17 protein-coding genes are annotated in these 18249 nt (G+C 68.2%); 8 read left to right on the top strand and 9 right to left on the bottom strand.

Going from position 1 to position 18249, the window contains the following annotated elements; all coding sequences use genetic code 11:
- Positions 1-31: 31 nt before the first annotated feature.
- The 9 genes from OL599_RS19640 to OL599_RS19600 form a co-directional block, all read right to left on the bottom strand.
- Positions 32-394, bottom strand: coding sequence for a MarR family transcriptional regulator (locus tag OL599_RS19640; RefSeq protein WP_264715610.1), 363 nt, complete (start codon positions 392-394; stop codon positions 32-34).
- 241 nt (positions 395-635) lie between these two features.
- Complete coding sequence (locus OL599_RS19635; protein WP_264715609.1) at positions 636-1664, bottom strand: acetylserotonin O-methyltransferase; 1029 nt, start codon at positions 1662-1664, stop codon at positions 636-638.
- A 32-nt stretch (positions 1665-1696) separates the two neighbouring features.
- A complete protein-coding gene (locus OL599_RS19630; RefSeq protein WP_264715608.1) occupies positions 1697-2707 on the bottom strand; it encodes an ABC transporter ATP-binding protein in 1011 nt (336 codons plus the stop codon).
- Positions 2704-3699, bottom strand: coding sequence for an ABC transporter ATP-binding protein (locus OL599_RS19625; RefSeq protein ID WP_264715607.1), 996 nt, complete (start codon positions 3697-3699; stop codon positions 2704-2706). Before OL599_RS19625 ends, OL599_RS19630 begins: the two co-directional genes overlap by 4 nt.
- The gene (locus OL599_RS19620; RefSeq protein ID WP_264715606.1) at positions 3692-4822 is read right to left on the bottom strand and encodes an ABC transporter permease; all 1131 of its coding nucleotides are present in this window, start codon (positions 4820-4822) and stop codon (positions 3692-3694) included. The genes OL599_RS19625 and OL599_RS19620 overlap by 8 nt, the downstream gene beginning before the upstream one ends.
- Positions 4823-4824: 2 nt before the next feature.
- Positions 4825-5775, bottom strand: a complete 951-nt coding sequence (locus OL599_RS19615) for an ABC transporter permease (protein WP_264715605.1) — start codon at positions 5773-5775, stop codon at positions 4825-4827.
- 35 nt (positions 5776-5810) lie between these two features.
- Positions 5811-7805: an ABC transporter substrate-binding protein gene (locus tag OL599_RS19610; RefSeq protein WP_264715604.1), complete on the bottom strand. Its 1995-nt coding sequence runs from the start codon at positions 7803-7805 to the stop codon at positions 5811-5813.
- Positions 7806-7936: 131 nt separating this feature from the next.
- On the bottom strand, positions 7937-9973 hold the full coding sequence (locus OL599_RS19605; protein WP_264715603.1) for an ABC transporter substrate-binding protein: 2037 nt from the start codon (positions 9971-9973) through the stop codon (positions 7937-7939).
- Positions 9974-10050: 77 nt separating this feature from the next.
- Positions 10051-10809 carry a sulfite exporter TauE/SafE family protein gene (locus OL599_RS19600; protein WP_264715601.1) on the bottom strand — a complete coding sequence of 253 codons (759 nt, stop codon included), beginning with the start codon at positions 10807-10809 and terminating at the stop codon, positions 10051-10053.
- Positions 10810-10973: 164 nt separating this feature from the next.
- Here OL599_RS19600 and OL599_RS19595 point away from each other — a divergent pair, with 164 nt between their 5' ends.
- The 8 genes from OL599_RS19595 to OL599_RS19560 form a co-directional block, all read left to right on the top strand.
- Complete coding sequence (locus OL599_RS19595; protein WP_264715600.1) at positions 10974-11183, top strand: hypothetical protein; 210 nt, start codon at positions 10974-10976, stop codon at positions 11181-11183.
- On the top strand, positions 11176-12696 hold the full coding sequence (gene ccoN, locus OL599_RS19590) for a cytochrome-c oxidase, cbb3-type subunit I (RefSeq protein WP_456306709.1): 1521 nt from the start codon (positions 11176-11178) through the stop codon (positions 12694-12696). The genes OL599_RS19595 and ccoN overlap by 8 nt, the downstream gene beginning before the upstream one ends.
- Positions 12697-12700: 4 nt before the next feature.
- Positions 12701-13420, top strand: coding sequence for a cytochrome-c oxidase, cbb3-type subunit II (gene ccoO, locus OL599_RS19585; protein ID WP_264715599.1), 720 nt, complete (start codon positions 12701-12703; stop codon positions 13418-13420).
- 9 nt (positions 13421-13429) lie between these two features.
- Positions 13430-13585, top strand: a complete 156-nt coding sequence (locus OL599_RS19580; protein WP_264715598.1) for a cbb3-type cytochrome c oxidase subunit 3 — start codon at positions 13430-13432, stop codon at positions 13583-13585.
- A 12-nt stretch (positions 13586-13597) separates the two neighbouring features.
- Positions 13598-14467, top strand: coding sequence for a cytochrome-c oxidase, cbb3-type subunit III (gene ccoP, locus OL599_RS19575; RefSeq protein ID WP_264715597.1), 870 nt, complete (start codon positions 13598-13600; stop codon positions 14465-14467).
- Positions 14468-14483: 16 nt separating this feature from the next.
- A complete protein-coding gene (gene ccoG / locus OL599_RS19570; RefSeq protein WP_264715596.1) occupies positions 14484-15962 on the top strand; it encodes a cytochrome c oxidase accessory protein CcoG in 1479 nt (492 codons plus the stop codon).
- Positions 15963-15985: 23 nt separating this feature from the next.
- Entirely contained in the window at positions 15986-16480 is a 495-nt protein-coding gene (locus tag OL599_RS19565; protein ID WP_264715595.1) for a FixH family protein, read from the top strand.
- A gap of 7 nt (positions 16481-16487) precedes the next feature.
- Positions 16488-18249, top strand: a 1762-nt coding sequence (locus tag OL599_RS19560) for a heavy metal translocating P-type ATPase (protein ID WP_264715594.1), incomplete at its 3' end; no start/stop codon positions are given.

Genomic DNA, 18249 nt, shown 5'->3' with positions numbered 1-18249 from the left:
AAAGTACCCCCGCGCGTCGGCGGGGGTGGAGTCAGGCGGCGACGTCCTCGACCCAGGTCTTGGCGTTCTCGATGGTGATGTCGCGCAGCTCATCGAGCAGGCGCAGGCCTGCTTCGGTGCGCTCCACCAGGACGCTGCGGCGGTCCGAGGGGTCCGGGCGGCGGCGGGCCAGTTCCAGCTCGGTCAACTTGTCGAGGGCCCGGGTGATCACGGACTTCGATACGTTGAGCTCGGCCGCGAGCCCGCGTACCGTGTGATCGCGATCCTGGAGGTAGCAGGTGAGGTAGACGCCCAGCTGGTGGGCGGAGAGCGAGGGACCGTCGCGCCGGACAAGCGATACGATGATTTCCCGCAACATTCCGACGGCAAGGTCGGAAGAAACCTGGATAGACAAGTCAGCACCCTTTCAATGGATCGGGAGCGCGCGCGGCCCCTCGCGGAGCAACCGTCGTCCCGGTCGGCATCGGTGAGTCGTGCCGTGCGTGCCGGGGATCGGAACGCGGCACGACAGGTCAGCACGCTATGTTCGCCGCGACTGAGCCTGTCGGGTCAAGCTACGTATCGTAACCGCCCATCGGAACGAACTGGAAAGGGATCACATTGGCATCGGCATGAATCGAAACGCCGGGGCGGCGTCATTTCGTCCCGATGATCATGGCGTGCGATCCGTGCAGGCCCTGCGCCCGGGTGGCGCTGAAGCCGGCGGCGCGCATCCAGCCCATGCAGTCGGCCCCGGTGTAGTCGAAGCCGCCCGGCGTCTCGATCAGCATGTTCAGACTCATCAGCAGGCCGAATGCGTTCTCGCGCCGGGCGTCGTCGATGATCGCGTCGTAGACCAGCAGGGTGCCGCCTGATGGCAGGGCGGCATAAGCCTTGCCGATGAGCGCCTGCTTCGTGGGAAGGTCCCAGTCGTGGAGGACATGCCCCATGACGATGACGTCGGCCGTGGGCAGCGGGTCGGCAAAGAAATTGCCGGGCTGGAAGCGGACGCGCCCGGCGAGGTTGCGCCCGGCGATGTAGGCCTCGAACACCGGTTGCACCGCGGGCAGGTCGAAGCCGGTTCCGCTCAGATGCGGGTGCGCTGCCGCGATTGTCGCGGTGCAGCCGCCCTGGGCGCAGCCGACATCGACGAAAGAGCGCACGTCGCCCCACGGAAAGGCGGCCGCAATCGCCTGCGCAATGGGCAGGCTGACCCCCGTCATGGCGCCCAGGAAGGTCTGCAGCTGCTCGGGGCTGGCGTAGAGGGCGGTGAACGGGTTGCTGCCGTCCTTGCTCTCGTTCTGGGGCTGGCCGGTGCGCAGCGCCTCCGTGAGGTTGCCCCAGAACCCGTAGAGCCGCCGGTTGGCCATCTCCAGCAGGCCGCCGACATAGGACGGCTTGGCCCGGTCCAGATAGCGGTCCGCCTCGGGCGTGTTGGCATAGCGCCCGTCCTGGCGGTCCAGGATGCGCAGCGCCACCAGCGCGTCGAGGAAGTCCCGGGCGGCGCGCGGGTGCAGGCCGAGCCCTTCCTGCAGCTCGGGGAGCGTCTTCGGGCCAGTGGCCAACGCGGTGAAGACGCCCAGCTCGACGGCGCTGAGCAGCGTCTTGGAGCCCCAGAAGGCCATGCCGAGCTGCATGATGCCGGCCGGCGAGACGGCGTCCGGCGCAAGCGGTTCGCTGGTCATGGTTCCCTCCTTCAGGTCAGGTTCGCGCGACGTCAGGCGGGGTCGGCGATCCCCTGTAGCGACAGCTCGCGGGCACGCAGGCAGCTGACCCAGCGGCCCGGCTCGACTTCCTCCAGCTCCGGCGTCTGCTGGCGGCAGCGGTCCTGGGCGTGGCGGCAGCGCGGGTGGAAGGCGCAGCCGGGCGGCGGGTTGGCGGGGTCGGCGATCTCGCGTTCCAGAACGATGCGGTTGCTGGCAACACCCGGCACCGGCGTGGGGGCGGCGGACAGCAGTGCCTCGGTGTAGGGGTGCAGCGGGCGGTTGTACAGGGCTTCGGTCTCGGCCAGCTCGACGATGCGGCCGACATACATCACCGCCACCCGGTCGCTGACATGCTTCACCACGCTGAGGTCGTGGGCCACGAACAGGTAGGTGAGCTGCAGCCGGTCCTGCAGATCCAGCATCAGGTTGAGGATCTGCGCCTGCACGGAGACGTCGAGGGCGGAGACCGGCTCGTCGGCCACGATCAGCTCGGGGTTCAGGGCGAGGGCGCGGGCGATGCCGATGCGCTGGCGCTGGCCGCCGCTGAAGGCATGCGGGAAGCGGTTGAGATAGGCGGCGGGAAGCTGCACCAGCTCCATCAGCTCGGCGACGCGCTTGCGGCGCTCGGCCCGGTCGGTCATGCCGTTGATCAGCAGCGGCTCGCCGATGATGTCGCCCACCACCATGCGCGGGTTCAAGGACGAGTAGGGGTCCTGGAACACCATCTGCATGTGCCGGCGCAGCGGCCGCAACTGCCGCCGCTTCAGCGCGGCGAGATCGACCGTGCGGCCGCCGATGCTGAAATTGATGGCGCCCGCGCTGGGCGCCAGCGCGCGCAGGATGCAGCGGGAGACCGTGGTCTTGCCGCAGCCGCTCTCGCCGACCAGGGCCAGCGTCTCGCCCTTGCGGATGGTGAAGCTGACGCCGTCCACCGCGCGCACCTGGCCGACCACCCGGCGCAGCAGCCCCTTGCGGATGGGGAAGTATTTGCGCAGGCCGCGCACCTCCAGCAGCGTGGTCATGGCCGGCCTCCGTGCAGGAAGCAGCGCACCTCGCGGCTGGCCTCGCCGACCGCGGGCGGCTCGGCGGTCTCGCACAGGCCGGTGATGATCTCGCTGCAGCGCGGGTGGTAGGGGCAGCCGGTGGGGCGGTTGAACGGATGCGGGATGGAGCCGGCGATGGTCGGCAGGCGGGTGCGGGGCTTGGCCAGGACGGTGGGGATCGAGCGCAGCAGGGCGCGGGTGTAGGGATGCTTCGGGCTCGAGAAAATCTCCCCGACCGGCCCGGTTTCCACGGCGCGGCCGAGATACATCACCGCGACGTCATGGGCCATTTCCGCGATCACGCCCATGTCGTGGGTGATCAGGATGATGGCCAGCCCGCGCTTCTGCTGCAGCTCGCGCAGCAGGTCCAGGATCTGCGCCTGGGTGGTGACGTCGAGCGCGGTGGTGGGCTCGTCGGCGATCAGCACGCGCGGGTCGCAGGCCAGCGCCATGGCGATCATGACGCGCTGGCGCAGGCCGCCGGAGAGCTGGAACGGGTATTCGTCCACCCGGCGCGAGGGCTGCGGCACGCCGACCATGTCCAGCAGGTCGATGGCGCGCGCACGGGCGGCATTGGCGTCCATGCCCATGTGCAGGCGGATCGCCTCGGTGATCTGGTTGCCGATCGTGTAGTACTGGCTGAACGAGGCCATCGGCTCCTGGAACACCAGCGCGATCTCAGGGCCGCGGATGTCGCGCATCGCCTTGGGCGACAGGGTCAGCAGGTCGATCGGCGCGCCCCCCTTGGCCGGGCGCAGCAGGATCTGCCCGCCGACCACGCGGCCGGGAGACTCGACGATGCCGAGGATGCTGCGTGCGGTGACGCTCTTGCCGCAGCCGCTCTCGCCGACCACGCCGAGGGTGCGGCCCTCGAACACGTCGAAATCGACGCCATCCACGGCGTGCACGACGCCTTCCTGGGCGGCGAACTGGGTCTGCAGGTTGCGGACCGAAAGGATCGGCTCAGCCATAGGGATCCGCCGCGTCGCGCAAACCGTCACCGAGGAAGTTGAAGGCCAGGATCACCAGAATCACCGGCACGGCGGAGGCCAGCAGCCAGGGTGCCAGGGCCAGCGTCTGGATCGACTGCGCGTCCTGCAGCAGGATGCCCCAGCTGATGGCCGGCGGCCGCAGGCCGAGGCCGAGGAAGCTCAGCGAGGTCTCGCTGATGATCATCGCCGGCAAGGCAAGGCTGACGGCGGCGATGATGTGGCTGGCGAAGCTGGGCAGCATGTGGCGGAAGATGATCCTGCCTTGCGATGCACCCGCCAGTTCGGCGGCCATCACGAAGTCCTCCTCGCGCAGGGACAGGAACTTGCCGCGCACCACGCGGGCGAGGTCGGTCCAGGCCAGAAGCGAGATGATGATGGTGATGGCGAAGTAGATCTGCATGACGCTCCATGAATTCGGCAGCGCCGCCGCCAGCCCCAGCCAGAGCGGGATCGTCGGCATGGAGCGGACCACCTCGATCACGCGCTGGATCACCGTGTCGACCACGCCGCCATAGATGGCGGAGACGCCGCCGAGCAGCACGCCGAGGAACAGGCTGATGGAGACGCCGATCAGGCCGATGGTGAGCGACACCCGGGTGGCCACCATCAGCCGCGACCACAGGTCGCGCCCGAGCAGGTCGGTGCCGAGGATGTAGATGCCATCGCCCCGCTGCGGGTTTTTCAGGCCGATCAGATGGATATCCGTCTCGATCCCGAGGAAGGAGTAGCGATAGCCCGGCGCGAAGAATTGCAGGTAGGTGCGCCGGTTGGGATCAATGGTGTAGATCAGCTTGAACGTCTTGGGGTCGCGCACGCCCTTCAGCCCGTTGACGTAGGGCCGGAAGGCGCCGTCTTCGTCGAAGAAATGGATCGGCTGCGGCGCGATGTAGCTGGTGCGGGCGTCGGTCGCGTGCGGATCGGTGGTGGCCAGGAAGTCGGCCGCGATCGCCAGCCCGTAGAACAGCAGCACGACCACGCCGCTGATCATGGCGAGCTTGTGCCGCCGGAAGCGCCACCAGGTGAGCTGCAGCTGGGTGGCGACCGCGAAGCGCTCGGCCTTGCTGAGTTGGGGGGCGCGACGCCCGGTGATGAAACCGAACATGGTCAATCCATCTGATGGCGCAGGCGGGGGTCGACCCACATCAGCACCAGGTCGGAGATGAAGGTGCCGACGACAGTGAGCACGCCCAGCAGCAGCACGATGGTGCCGGCTAGGAACATGTCCTGGGCGACCAGCGACTTCACCAGCAGCGGGCCGACCGTCGGCAGGCCGAGCACGATGGAAATGATGATGCTGCCGGACACCAGATACGGGAACAGATAGGCGATGTTGCTGGCGAACGGGTTGAGCGCCGCGCGGACCGGGTATTTCAGGATCACCCGCGTCTCCGACAGGCCCTTTGCCCGGGCCGTCACCACATAGGGCCGGCGCAATTCGTCCAGCAGGTTGGCGCGCATGATGCGGATGAGCTGGGCGGTGCCGCCAAGGGCCAGGATCACCGCCGGCAGCGGCAGGTGCTTGGCGAGGTCCCAGGCCTTTGCCCAGCTCCACGGCGCCATGGCGAACTCGGCAGAGAACAGGCCGCCGACGCTGGCGCCGAAGAACTTGAAGGCGAAATACATGATGATCAGCGCCATCAGGAAGTTCGGCACGGCGATGCCGATGAAGCCGACCAGGGTGAAGATGTAGTCGGCCACGGAGTATTGCCGCACCGCCGAGTAGATGCCGATGGGCAAGGCGAGGGTCCAGGTGACGATCAGCGCGCCCAGCGACAGCAGCAGGGTCAGCCACAGGCGGTCGCCGATCACCTGGGTGACCGGCCGCCGCCATTCCATCGATTCGCCGAAATCGCCCACCACGACACGGCTGATCCACTTGCCGTACTGCACGTAGAAGGGCTGGCCCAGCCCGTATTGCAGCCGCATCGCCTGGGCTTCCTCGGCCGAGACGCTGCTGCCGGACGAGGCCAGCTGCGCGATGTAGGCATCGACGAAGTCACCGGGCGGCAACTGGATGATCACGAACGACAGGACCGATATCAGCCATATCGTCATGACCCCCAGCGCCAACCGGCGGAGCAGGAAGGCAATCATGCCTTATAGAACCACGTCTCCGGATGCGAGCTGCCGGGGGTGCGGCAATGCTGCGCGATGCAGGCGCGTCCGGGGATGTTGCCAAGCCGCCGGCCGACGATGCGCACGCCCTGGGCCGCCGGCGACTGGCCGCAGATGCCGATGCCGTACTGGTTGTCGACCAGGATGCGCCAGATCTCCTGCGCGGTCTTGTTGCGCTCATCCTCCTGCTGGCCAGCGGCGCCGCGGAACAGCTGCAGGGCGCGCAGCAGGTTGGCGTCAGCGGGCGGCGTGCCCTGCTTGCCGTCGGAGGCGTACCACTTGCAGATCTCCGGCCCCAGGAACGGCTCGGTGGGATCGACGGGCAAAGTGTGGCGCGGGAACAGGTACAGCAGCTCGCTGCCGCCATTCTGCCAGGCCGCGACGTGGTGGTCGTTGCCCATGATCCGCTGCAGGTTGAGGTTGCGCTCCATCTCCTTCACGTCGGCGTAGATGCCGACCTTGCGCCAGAACTGGCTGACCATTTCCGAGTGCTGCACCCAGGGCAGCAGAGCGTTGACGGCCTGGATCTGGATCACCAGGCGCTGGCCGTTGTCGGTGCGCAGGCGATAGCCGTCACGGTCCTTCTTGGACAGGCCGATCGCGTCCAGCATCTTGTTGGCAGTGGCGGGGTCGTAGGTGGACCACTTGGTCCGCCACTCCGGCCCCGGGCTCTGCGGCAGGCTCTCGTTCGGCGCGATCGAGCCGGGCGTGCCGAGGCCGAGCCAGAACGTCTCGTTCATCTGCTCGCGGTCGATCGACAGCGACAGCGCACGGCGGAAATCGGTGGTCTGGATCCATTTGGCGATCTCGGGATCGCCCTTGTAGCTCATGTTGAACAGGAACACCGTGTCCGCGCCGTTGAAGGCGAGGTCGAGATGCACGTCGTACTTGCCGCGCTCCCGGTTCTCCAGGATCACCGGCAGCTTGGCCAGGCTGATATGCCGCTCCTGCTCGTCGAATTCGCCGGCCATGGCGCGCAGGTTCACCACCTCCAGGTCCTCGGCCAGGGTCATCACGATGTTGTCGATATACGGCAGCTGGTTGCCGTCGGTGTCGACTGCCCAGTAGTACGGGTTGCGCTCCATTGCCCAGGTCGGCGTGTTGATCGGGCGCACCGTCCTCCAGGGCCCGATGGTCGGCAGCGCGGGGTTGAGCTGCCAGTCCTTCTTCACGTGCAGCGCGCGCACCCAGGTATCGAAGCCGGCTTCCTTGGCGCGCTTCGTGACCTCGGCTTCCGAGGAGTATTTCGGCAGGAACTGCTTGAGGTAATGGGCCGGCGAATAGGCGCCATAGGTGAAGCTGGTGGCCTGGCGCACCGACTGGCCGCCGCCGATCAGCGTGTCGCCGGCGAGCAGGTCGATGAACAGGTAGAACGGCGTGTCGAACTGGAACTGGACGGTGGTCTCGTCGATCTTCACCACCCGGCCGGGCTTGCCGTCCGGAGTCATGTCCGAGATCGGCGTGGGGACGATGTCCTTGTTGCTGTAGAGATCCTCGAACCAGAACACGAAGTCGTCGGCGGTGAAGGGGGCGCCGTCGGCCCATTTCATGCCCTTGCGCAGGAACAGCGTGGTGGTCTTGCCGTCCTTGCTCATCTCCCAGCCCTTGGCGACGCTGGGGACGATCTTGTTGCCGTTGTAGTCCCAGAACAGCAGCTTGTCGGAGGCGTTGATGCGGTTGCCGTTCTCGCCGTCCGACGGGCCGATGAAGGCGCGCCGCCAGGTGCCGCCGTAGCGGCCCGCGCTTTCCAGCGGCTTCAGCACCATCGGCTCGGCGGGGATGCGCTGGGCGACGGGCGGCAGCTTGCCCTGCTTGACCAGCTCAGCCAGTTGCGGCGCTTCCTTGAAGCTGGCAGGCACCGTGTTGGCCTGGGTCGGTCCTTGCAGGGCGCCAACCAGCCCGGATTGCGCGAACTGGCCGCTGACGGCCTGCGCCAATGCCTGCGCCGTCGGCGCACCTACGGCCGCCATGGCCGCACCATATCCCAGCAAGCGCCTGCGCGTCGTCATTTCGTTCCCCCCACGTCTTCGTATGCTTGCGCTAACATTAGGCGAACCGTGGCGGCAGTGCCATCCCCGCCGCCACGCGTTCCCTGTCCGCGTTACGCTTTGTAGAACCAGGTCTCCGGATGCGAGCTGCCGGGCGTGCGGCAGTGCTGCGCGATGCAGGTGCGGCCGGGGATGTTGCCCAGGCGCTGGCTGGCCAGCCGCACCCCCATCAGCGCCGGCGACTGGCCGCAGGTGCCGATATGGAACTGCTGGTCGACCATGATCCTCCAGATCTCCTGCGCGGTCTTGTTGCGCTCCTCCTCCTGCTGGCCGGCCGCGGCGCGCAGCAGCTCCAGCGCCCGCAACATGTGCGGATCCTCCGGCCTGGTGCCCTGCTGGCCATTCGAGGCGTACCAGCGCGCATGGTCCATGCCATACGCGCCGTTGGAGATGTCGACCGGCAGCGCCCAGGACGGATACAGGTAGAGCAGCTCGGTGCCGCCATTCGTCCAGACCAGGATGTGGTGGTCGCTGGCGGCGATGCGCTGGAAGGCGAGACCGCGCTCGGCCTCTTTCACGTCGGCGTAGATGCCGATCTGGCGCCAGTGCTGGGCGATCATTTCGGCGTGCATCGGCCAGTCCATGAACGCCTTGACCGCCAGCAGCTGGATCACCAGGCGCTGGCCGTTGTCGGTGCGCAGGCGGTAGCCGGCGCTGTCCTTTTTGGTCAGGCCCAGGGCGTCCAGCATCCTGTTGGCAGCGGCAGGGTCGTGCACCGACCATTTCTTGCGCCACTCCGGGCCCGGGCTTTCCGGCATCACCTCCGCCGGCGCGGTCGAGCCGGGGGTCGCCAGCCCCAGCCAGAAGGTTTCGTTCATCTGGTCGCGATCGATGCCCAGCGCCAGTGCACGCCGGAAGTCGGCGGTGCGCAGCCATTTGCCCACCTCCGCATCGGCCTTGTAGCCCATGTTGATGTGCAGCGCGGTGTCGGCGCCGTTATAGGCGAGGTCCAGATGGACATCGTATTTGCCGCGGCTCCTGTTCTCCAGGATCACCGGCAGCTTGGCGAGATCGATATGGCGTTCCTGCAGGTCGTATTCGCCGGCCATGGCGCGCAGGTTCACCACCTCGATATTCTCGGCCAGCGTCATGACGATGCTGTCGAAATAGGGCAGCTGGTTGCCGTCCGTGTCCACAGCGTAATAATAAGGGTTGCGCTCCATCGCCCAGGTGGGCGTGTTGATCGGGCGCACCGTCTTCCACGGGCCCAGGGTGGGCAGCTCGGGGTTCAGCTGCCAGTCCTTCATCACGTGCAGCATGCGCACCCAGGAGTCGAATCCGGCATCCTTGGCGCGGCGCGCCACTTCGGCCTCGGACGAGTATTTCGGCAGGAACTGCTTGAGGTATTTCGCCGGCGCATAGGCCGCATAGGTGTTGCCGGAGGATTGGCGCACCGCCTGCCCGCCGCCGATCAGCGTGTCGCCCGCCAGCATGGAGGGGAACAGGTAGTACGGGCTGTCGAACTGGAACTGGACCGTGGTCTCGTCGATCTTCACCAGCCGCCCCTGTTTGCCGCCGGCCGCCATGTCGGCGATCGGCGACGGCACGACATCCTTGTTAAGGTAGAGGTCCTCGTACCAGAACACGAAATCGTCCGCGGTGAACGGCGAGCCGTCGCCCCATTTCATGCCCTTGCGCAGGAACAGCGTCGTGGTCTTGCCGTCCTTGCTGAGCTCGTAGGCCTTGGCGACGCTGGGCACGATCTTGCTGCCCGTGAAGTCCCAGAACAGCAGCTTGTCGGAGGCCATGATGCGGTTGCCGTTCTCGCCGTCCGACGGGCCGATGAAGGCGCGCCGCCAGGTGCCGCCGTAGCGGCCGATCCGCTCCAGCGGCTTGATCACCAGGGGCTCGGACGGCACGCGCTGGGCGACGGGCGGCAGCTTGCCTTGCTTGACCAGCTCGGCAAGTTGCGGCGCCTCCTTGAACGCGGCGGGCGTGACGGTGGCCTGCGTCGCGCCTTCCAGCGTGCCGACCAGGCCGGACTGCGTGATCTGTCCGCTGGCGGCGACGGCCTGCGCCAGTGCTTCGGCCGTCGGTGCGGCCGCGGCCATGGCCGAAGCGTAGCCGAGAAGGGCCCTGCGTGTGGTCATGATCGTTCCTCCCTTTTTTCGTCACCGCCATTGCGTGGGGTGTTGGAAGGAACGGTAAGGCAAGGCGGCGGGCGCTGCTAGAAGGTTCCGAGCCGCTGCAGGGCGAGGACTGCCAGCAGCGTCCCGTTGGCGAACATGAGCACCGGCGCGGCCGCCAGCACCGCCCGCTGCCAGGCATGCCCGGCCGCCCGCCCGGCCAGCCCGACCACGACGAGACTGGGCACGGTGCCGAGGCCGAAGGCCAGCATGGCCAGCGCGCCGGCGCCGGCGCTGCCGGTCGATGCGGCGATGGCGATGGCCGCATAGAGGAAGCCGCAGGGCAGGAACCCCAAAGCGAGGCCCAGCATGAGGCCGCCGGTCCAGCGGGTGCGGTCGATGCGCTGCGTCAGCGCGCCGATGGCGTGCACCCAGCGGGGCGGGGCGCGGTCCAGGCCCGGGGCGAGGCGCCGCAGCGCCGGGGCGATCCGGCCCGCCGCCTGCAGCAGGAACAGCAGCGCCCCGAACAGCAGCAAAGGGCCGGCGAGCCGGTCCAGCCAGGGCAACCCGCCGAGCCCGGCGGAAGCGGCGCCGATCAGCGTGTAGGTGGTCAGGCGCCCGACATGGTACGGCAGCAGCAGGGCGGCGCCGAGCCGCGACATTTCGCACAGGCGGGCCGCCGGCACGCGCGCGAGACGGTCGGAAACCTGGCCGAGCACGAACGGCCCGCACATCGGGGCGCAATGCATGGTGCTGCCAGCCAGCCCCGCCAGCAACAGCCCGAACGGCAGGCCCCAGGGCAGCCCCGAAGCGAGCAGCGGGCCGCACAGCGCCGCCAGCATCGACAGGTGCTCGCTCACGAACGCCGCATCCCCCTCATGATCGGCCAGTCTGTTGTGCGGGCCGCGGCGCGGCATTGACGCAGATCAATGCCGGCGGCTTCGCCGTCACCCAGGTTCCGCACCGGATGAACGAATCGACGGCACAGCCGCGCGGGTGTGCCCTCAGGTCTGCGGGGTATGGAATGGAAGAGGTCAGCGAAGTTGTCGTCGGGCTGCTCATGCTGGTGCTGGGATTTCTCGGCCTGGTGATGGCCTCCGGCGCGCTGGACAACGAGATCTACATCTTCGGCCTCTCGCTGGCCGGCTTCGCGTTGGTGTTCGAGCTGGGGCTGATCAGGCGCCATTTCGACCGGAAGGACGCCGCGCGTGTCCGGGTCGGCCGCCATGTCTGACATCGCGCTCGCCGGTATCGGGCTGGGCCGCGCCGCGGCGGCGGAGCATGTCTCTGCCCGCGCCGAGGTCTACAACATGGACGTCGTGCGGAAGTTCCTGATCGCCAGCGTGTTCTGGGCGGTCGTGGCGTTCCTCGTCGGCGTGTATCTCGCGCTGGAGCTGTCCTGGCCCTCGCTCAACTTCGGGCTCTCCTTCCTCAATTTCGGGCGGCTGCGGCCGGTGCACACCTCGGCCGCCATCTTCGCCTTCGGCGGATCGGCGCTGTTCGCCAAGTCGTTCTATGTGGTGCAACGCACCTGCCGGGCGCGGCTGTTCGGTGGCGAGGCGCTGGCGAACTTCGTGTTCTGGGGCTACCAGTTCTTCATCGTCATGGCCGCGCTCAGCTATGTGATGGGCTACAGCCAGGGACAGGAATACGCCGAGCCGGAATGGCATATCGACCTGTTCCTCACGGTGGTCTGGGTCGCCTACGGGGTCGCGTATATCGGCACCGTGCTGAAGCGCGAGGAGCCGCATATTTATGTGGCCAACTGGTTCTACATGACGTTCATCCTGACCATCGCCGTGCTGCATATCGGCAACAACATTGCATTGCCGGTCTCGATCTACGCAGCCAAGAGCTACTCCGCCTATGCCGGCGTGCAGAACGCCCTGATCCAGTGGTGGTATGGCCATAACGCCGTCGGGTTCTTCCTGACGGTGCCGTTCCTGGGGATGATGTACTACTTCATCCCGAAGCAGGCGGGGCGGCCGATCTATTCGTACCGGCTGTCGATCGTGCATTTCTGGTCGCTGACGTTCATGTATATCTGGGCCGGCCCGCACCACCTGCACTACACGGCGCTGCCGGACTGGACGCAGACCCTGGGCGCGGTGTTCTCGGTGATGCTGTGGATGCCGAGCTGGGGCGGCATGATCAACGGGCTGATGACGCTGTCGGGCGCGTGGGACAAGCTGCGCACCGATCCGGCGCTGCGCTTCTCCGTCGCCGCCGTCGGCTTCTACGGCATGTCCACCTTCGAGGGGCCGATGATGTCGATCCGCGAGGTGAACGCGCTCGCCCATTACACCGACTGGGTGATCGGCCACGTGCATTCCGGCGCGCTGGGCTGGGTGGCCTTCATCAGCTTCGGCGCCACCTACTACCTGGTGCCGCTGCTGTGGAACCGCGCCCGCCTTTATTCGACCAGGCTGGTCTCCTGGCATTTCTGGATCGCAACGCTGGGGATCGTCTTCTACATCACCTCGATGTGGGTCGCCGGCATCATGGAAGGCCTGATGTGGCGCGCCTACGACCAGTTCGGGTTCCTGCAGTATTCCTTCGCGGAGGCGGTCAACGCCGTGCATCCGTATTTCGTGATCCGCATGCTCGGTGGCGTGCTGTTCCTGATCGGCGCCCTGATCATGGTCTACAACCTGATCATGACGGTCTACAGCCCGACTACCGAGGTTTCGGTAACCGAACGGCGTGACGCGGCCCTGCCGGCCGGCGCCGCCCTGGCGGGAGAATAGGACCGTGTTCATTCGCCACGAGACAATCGAGAAGAACGCGGTGCTGATGCTGGTGCTGACCGCGATCACGATCGCGATCGGCGGCATCATCGAGATCGTGCCCCTGTTCACCATCGAGACCACGGTGGAGCACGTGAAGGGCGTGCGCCCGTATGCGCCGCTGGAGTTGATGGGCCGCAACATCTATGTGCGCGAGGGCTGCTATCTCTGCCACAGCCAGCAGATCCGCGCGCTGAAGGACGAGGTGGAGCGCTACGGCCACTACAGCCTGGCCGCCGAGAGCATGTATGACCATCCGTTCCAGTGGGGTAGCAAGCGCATCGGCCCCGACCTGGCGCGCGTCGGCGGCAAGTATTCGAACGACTGGCACTACGCCCACCTGATCAACCCGCAGGCGCTGGTGCCGGAGAGCCTGATGCCGAAATACGCGTTCCTCGCGCAGACGCCGCTGAACTACGACATCATCGAAGAGCATCTGCGCAAGAACCGCGGCGTGGGCGTTCCCTATACCGACGAGCAGATCGCCAACGCCCGGAAGGACCTGGAAGCCCAGGCCGATCCCGCGGCGGACAACGAGGCGTTGCTGAAGCGCTACCCCAAGGCGGTGACGGTCGCCGGCAACGGGCGCGCGCCGACGGAGCTCGACGCGCTGGTGGCCTATCTGCAGGTGCTCGGCACGATGGTCGACTTCGCCGACACCAGCACCGAACAACTGCAGCAATAGGCGGGCGGGATGCACGACTTCCTCGAGATCCTGCTGTGGCTGCGGCACCATTCGGTCGTGGTCATGCTCACGGTCTTCGTGCTGATGCTGATCTCGCTGTATCTGCCCGGGCGCCGCATGCGCTTCGAGCGTGATGCCAGGATCCCCCTCGAAGACGACCGATAAGGAGCACTCCCTGTGCCGACCAAGATCGAAAAGGACTCCATTTCCGGTCAGGACACCACCGGCCACGAGTGGGACGGACTGAAGGAGCTGAACACGCCGCTGCCGAAATGGTGGCTGTACACGTTGTATGCCACCTGCGTCTGGGCCGTTGTGTGGTGCGTGCTGTATCCGTCGGTGCCGGGGATCAGCGGCTACTTCCCTGGCGTGCTCGGCGCCTCGACGCGCGTGCAGGTCACGAACGACGTGAAGGCGCTGGCCGCGCAGCGCGCCGTCACCATGGACAAGCTGACGGCGACGCCGATCGCCGAGGTGCGGCAGGACCCGCAGCTGATGGCGGTGGCCACCACGGCGGGCCGGATCGCGTTTGCCAACAACTGCCAGCCCTGCCACGGGCCGAGCGGCGAAGGCCGGCCGGGCTATCCCGCGCTGGCCGGCGACGCCTGGATCTGGGGCGGGAAGCTCGCCGACCTCCAGCAGACCATCACCTATGGCATTCGCAGCGGACATCCGGACGCACGCGTGAGCCAGATGCCGCGCTTCGGCGCCGACGGCATCCTCAAGCCCGAGGAGATCGCGCAGGTGGCCGATTACGTGATGACGCTGTACGGCAAGGGCACGGCCGGCGCGGACATGGCGAAGGGCCGTGCGATCTACGGCGAGAACTGCGCCGCCTGTCACGGCGACAACGGCGAGGGCAAGCGGGACGTTGGGGCGCCGGCGCTGAAGGGTGCGGTGCACCTGTATGGCGATAGCCGCGAGACGGTGCGCGCGCAGATCGCCAATCCGCGCCAGGGCGTGATGCCGAACTGGAACCAGCGGCTGGACGAAGCGACCATCAAGAGTCTGGCGCTCTACGTGCATTCGCTGGGCGGCGGCGAGTAGGCCGGAGGATGACCTCATGAGCCGCCTGGCCAAGCCGCGCAAGCCGTCAGCCGGGGAAGAGAAGATGAGCGAGGCGCCTCTCTACGCCGACCGTGTGCGGGTCTATCCGCGCGCGGTGCACGGGCCGGCGCGGACGTTCAAGTGGGCGGTCCTGGTCATCTGCCTGGCCGTCTATTACGCGCTGCCCTGGATCCGCTGGGATCGCGGCCCGGGCCGGGCGAGCCAGGCGGTGCTGCTGGACCTGCAGAACGAGCGGTTCTATTTCTTCAATCTCGAGTTCTGGCCGCAGGATATCTATTACCTCACCGGCGCGCTGATCCTCGGTGCGGTCAGCCTGTTCCTGGTCACCAGCCTCGCGGGCCGCGTCTGGTGCGGCTACGCCTGCCCGCAGACGGTGTGGACCGACCTGTTCATGTGGGTGGAGCAGCGCATCGAGGGCGACCGCAATGCGCGCATGCGCCGCGACCAGGGCCCCGCGAGCTTCGACAAGGCCTGGCGCAAGGTGGCCAAGCACGCGGTCTGGCTCGGCGTCGCGTTCTGGACCGGCGGCGCCTGGATCATGTACTACGCCGACGCGCCGACGGTGACTCGCGCGTTCTGGACCGGGCAGGCGTCATCGGCCGTGTACGGCTTCGCCTTCCTGTTCACCGCCACCACCTATGTGCTCGCCGGCTGGGCGCGCGAGCAGGTGTGCACGTATATGTGCCCGTGGCCGCGCTTCCAGGCGGCGATGCTGGACGAGCAGAGCTTCATCGTGACCTATCAGGGCTGGCGCGGCGAGCCGCGCGGGCACGGCAAGCGCGACGCGGCGGCGGAGAAGAAGCTCGGCGACTGCGTGGACTGCAGGGCTTGTGTGAACGTGTGTCCCACCGGCATCGACATCCGCGACGGCGTGCAGCTCGAATGCATCAATTGCGGCCTGTGCGTCGATGCCTGCAACGAGATCATGGTCAGGACGGGCCAGCCGAAATGGCTGATCACCTGGGACACGCTGGCGCGGCAGAAGGCGCGGGCCGAGGGCCGGCGCGAGCCGATCCGGCTGCTGCGTGCGCGCACGGTGATCTATGTCGCGGCGCTGCTCCTGGCGGGAACGGTCATGGGCGTGGCGCTGGCGACCCGCGCGCATATCGAACTGTCCGTGCAGCACGATCGCGCGCCGCTGTTCGTGAAGGTGCGCGATGGCGCCTTGCGCAACGGCTACACCGTGAAGATCGTCAACAAGACGCACGAGGCGGCGGATTTCGCATTGTCGCTGCAGGGGCTGGAAGCGGCCGGCATGGCGGTGGCCGAGGAGAACGACGCCCGCATGCCCATCCTGACGCTGACCGCCGAGGCTGACAGTGTCGGCACGTTCCGCGTTCTGGTGTTCGGCCAGCCGGCGCGGCTGGTGGACGGGTCGCAGGACATCACCTTCACGCTGCGCAACGCCGCCACCGGCGAGCAGACGTCCTATCGCTCGGTGTTCATGGGCCCCGGCGGGCGTGCCGGGCGCTGACCGACAGCAAGGGAGAGCAGGCGATGCCCACCATCCGATCAACCCCGTTCCGCAGCGCGCCGGCATCGCCGTGGCGGTTCTTTCCGTGGGTCGTGGCGGGCGCGATGGGGGTCGTGATCCTGGTGAACCTCGGCATGGCGTATTCCGCGGTGCATGGTTTCCCCGGGCTGGCGGCCGACGACGTGTTCGATCGCAGCAACGCCTATGACAAGGTGCTTGCGGCATCGCAACGCCAGGCGGCGCTCGGCTGGTCGCTGGCGGTGTCGGTGGAGGCGGGGCGGCCCGTCGTGCTGCTGACCGGGCGCGAAGGACAGCCGCTTGAGGGTGCGCGCCTGAGCGCCACGGCACGGCGCCCGCTGGGCGCGGAGACAACCAGCCACGTCGTGTTCCGCGCCACCGCCCCCGGCCGCTACGTCGCCGAGGCGCCGCTGGCGGAACCGGGGCAGTGGGACCTGCTGATCGCCGCCGCATCCGGCCAGCAGACGTTGCGCAGCACGCACCGGGTCGTGGTGCGGTGAGCCTGCGGTGAGCGGCGCGGTCCTCGGCGCCGCCGGTATCGCAACGGCGGCCGCCGACACTGTCTGCGCTCATTGCGGCCTGCCGGCGCCGGCCGGGCGGCGCTTCTGCTGCCCGGGTTGCGCCGCGGCGTTCGAGACCATCCAGGGCCTGGGCCTCGGCAGCTATTATGCGCGGCGCGTGCTGGACCCCGCCGCCCGCGCGCCGCGGCCGGAAGGGGCCGATCGCTGGGACCTGTCGCGCTACGTCACCACTGATGCCAAGGCCCGGAACACGCTGACTCTGGCGGTCGACGGGCTGCAATGCGGCGCCTGCGTGTGGCTGATCGAATCTGCGCTGGCGCAGGATCCGGCGTTGCTGCAGGGCCGCGTGAACATGACCACGCGCCGGCTGCGGCTGGTCTGGGAAGGCGGCGCGGCCGAAGCCGACCGGTTCGTGGCGGCGGTGGAGCGGCTGGGCTATCGGCTGGTTCCGTTCGATGCCGCCTGCCTCGCCGCCGCCGCCGATCGGACGGGGCAGGCGCTGCTGCGCGCGCTCGCGGTGGCGGGCTTCGCCGCGGCGAACGTGATGCTGTCCTCGGTGGCGGTATGGGCCGGGCTGGCGCAGGGCATGGGGCCGGCGACGCGCGAACTGCTGCACTGGGTCTCCGCCCTGGTGGCCATGCCCGCCATTGCCTATGCCGGCATGCCGTTCTTCCGCTCCGCCTTTGCCGCCCTGCGCCAGCGCCGCACCAACATGGACGTGCCGGTCAGCATCGGCGTGATCCTGGTGACGGCGATGAGCCTGGCCGAGACGATGCGCGGCGGCGAGCATGCCTATTTCGATTCGGCTGTCTCGCTGCTGTTCTTCCTGCTGATCGGCCGCGTGCTCGACCATCGTGCACGGGGCCGCGCCCGCGCCACCGCGGAACAACTGTTGACCCTGCGCGCCACCGAGGTGGCGGTGATCCAGCCCGATGGCACCACCCGCCGCAGCCCGCAGGAAAACGTGGCCCCCGGTGCCTGCATCCTGGTGGCCGCGGGCGAGCGCATCGGCGTGGACGGCGTGGTGGAGCGCGGCGCGGCGCCGCTCGACACCAGCCTGGTCACCGGCGAGAGCCTGCCGGTGCAGGCGGGGCCGGGCACACAGGTGTTCGCCGGCACGCTGAACCTGGGCGAGCCGATCACGGTGCGCGCCACCGCCACCGGCAGCGCGACACTTCTGGCCGAATGCGCGCGCCTCATCGAGGCGGCGGAGGCGCGGCGCGGCCGCTTCGTGGTGCTGGCCGACCGCGTGGCACGCCGCTACGCGCCAACGGTGCATGCCGCCGCGGCTCTGACCTTCCTGTGGTGGTGGTACGTGCAGGGCGCACCGTTCGGGACCGCGCTGCTGACCGCATGCGCGGTGCTGATCATCACCTGCCCCTGCGCGCTGGCGCTGGCGGTGCCGGCGGTGCAGGTGATCGCCACCGGGCGGCTGTTCCAGCGCGGCATCCTGCTGAAATCCCCGACCGCACTGGAACGGCTGGCCGAGGCCGACACGGTGGTGTTCGACAAGACCGGCACGCTGACCGAGCCGGTGCTGGCCCTGGTGGAGACGCCGGGGCTCGACCGCGCCGCCCTGCACGCGGCGGCGGCGCTTGCGGCCGCCAGCCGGCATCCGCTGGCGCGCTCGTTGGTTGCGGCGGCAGGGCCGGTTGCGGCGGCCGAGGGCGTGCAGGAAGTGGCGGGGCAGGGGCTGCGCTGCGGCGACGTGCGCCTGGGCAGCCGCGCCTTCGCCGGCGATCCGGCCG

This window comes from Limobrevibacterium gyesilva (assembly GCF_025989185.1).
GTDB lineage: Bacteria > Pseudomonadota > Alphaproteobacteria > Acetobacterales > Acetobacteraceae > Limobrevibacterium > Limobrevibacterium gyesilva.
The sequence above is the reverse complement of the archived record's forward strand: the minus strand, read 5'-3'. Positions and strand labels throughout refer to the sequence as shown.

Bases quoted from the DNA above. Each gene is read 5' to 3' on its own strand.
- OL599_RS19610 (WP_264715604.1), bottom strand. From the start codon at position 7,805: ATGGCGGCCGTAGGTGCGCCGACGGCGCAGGCATTGGCGCAGGCCGTC.
- ccoN (WP_456306709.1), top strand. From the start codon at position 11,176: ATGTCTGACATCGCGCTCGCCGGTATCGGGCTGGGCCGCGCCGCGGCG.
- OL599_RS19565 (WP_264715595.1), top strand. From the start codon at position 15,986: ATGCCCACCATCCGATCAACCCCGTTCCGCAGCGCGCCGGCATCGCCG.
- OL599_RS19605 (WP_264715603.1), bottom strand. From the start codon at position 9,973: ATGACCACACGCAGGGCCCTTCTCGGCTACGCTTCGGCCATGGCCGCG.
- OL599_RS19615 (WP_264715605.1), bottom strand. From the start codon at position 5,775: ATGACGATATGGCTGATATCGGTCCTGTCGTTCGTGATCATCCAGTTG.
- OL599_RS19635 (WP_264715609.1), bottom strand. From the start codon at position 1,664: ATGACCAGCGAACCGCTTGCGCCGGACGCCGTCTCGCCGGCCGGCATC.
- OL599_RS19630 (WP_264715608.1), bottom strand. From the start codon at position 2,707: ATGACCACGCTGCTGGAGGTGCGCGGCCTGCGCAAATACTTCCCCATC.
- OL599_RS19595 (WP_264715600.1), top strand. From the start codon at position 10,974: ATGGAAGAGGTCAGCGAAGTTGTCGTCGGGCTGCTCATGCTGGTGCTG.
- ccoG (WP_264715596.1), top strand. From the start codon at position 14,484: ATGAGCCGCCTGGCCAAGCCGCGCAAGCCGTCAGCCGGGGAAGAGAAG.
- OL599_RS19620 (WP_264715606.1), bottom strand. From the start codon at position 4,822: ATGTTCGGTTTCATCACCGGGCGTCGCGCCCCCCAACTCAGCAAGGCC.
- OL599_RS19580 (WP_264715598.1), top strand. From the start codon at position 13,430: ATGCACGACTTCCTCGAGATCCTGCTGTGGCTGCGGCACCATTCGGTC.
- OL599_RS19625 (WP_264715607.1), bottom strand. From the start codon at position 3,699: ATGGCTGAGCCGATCCTTTCGGTCCGCAACCTGCAGACCCAGTTCGCC.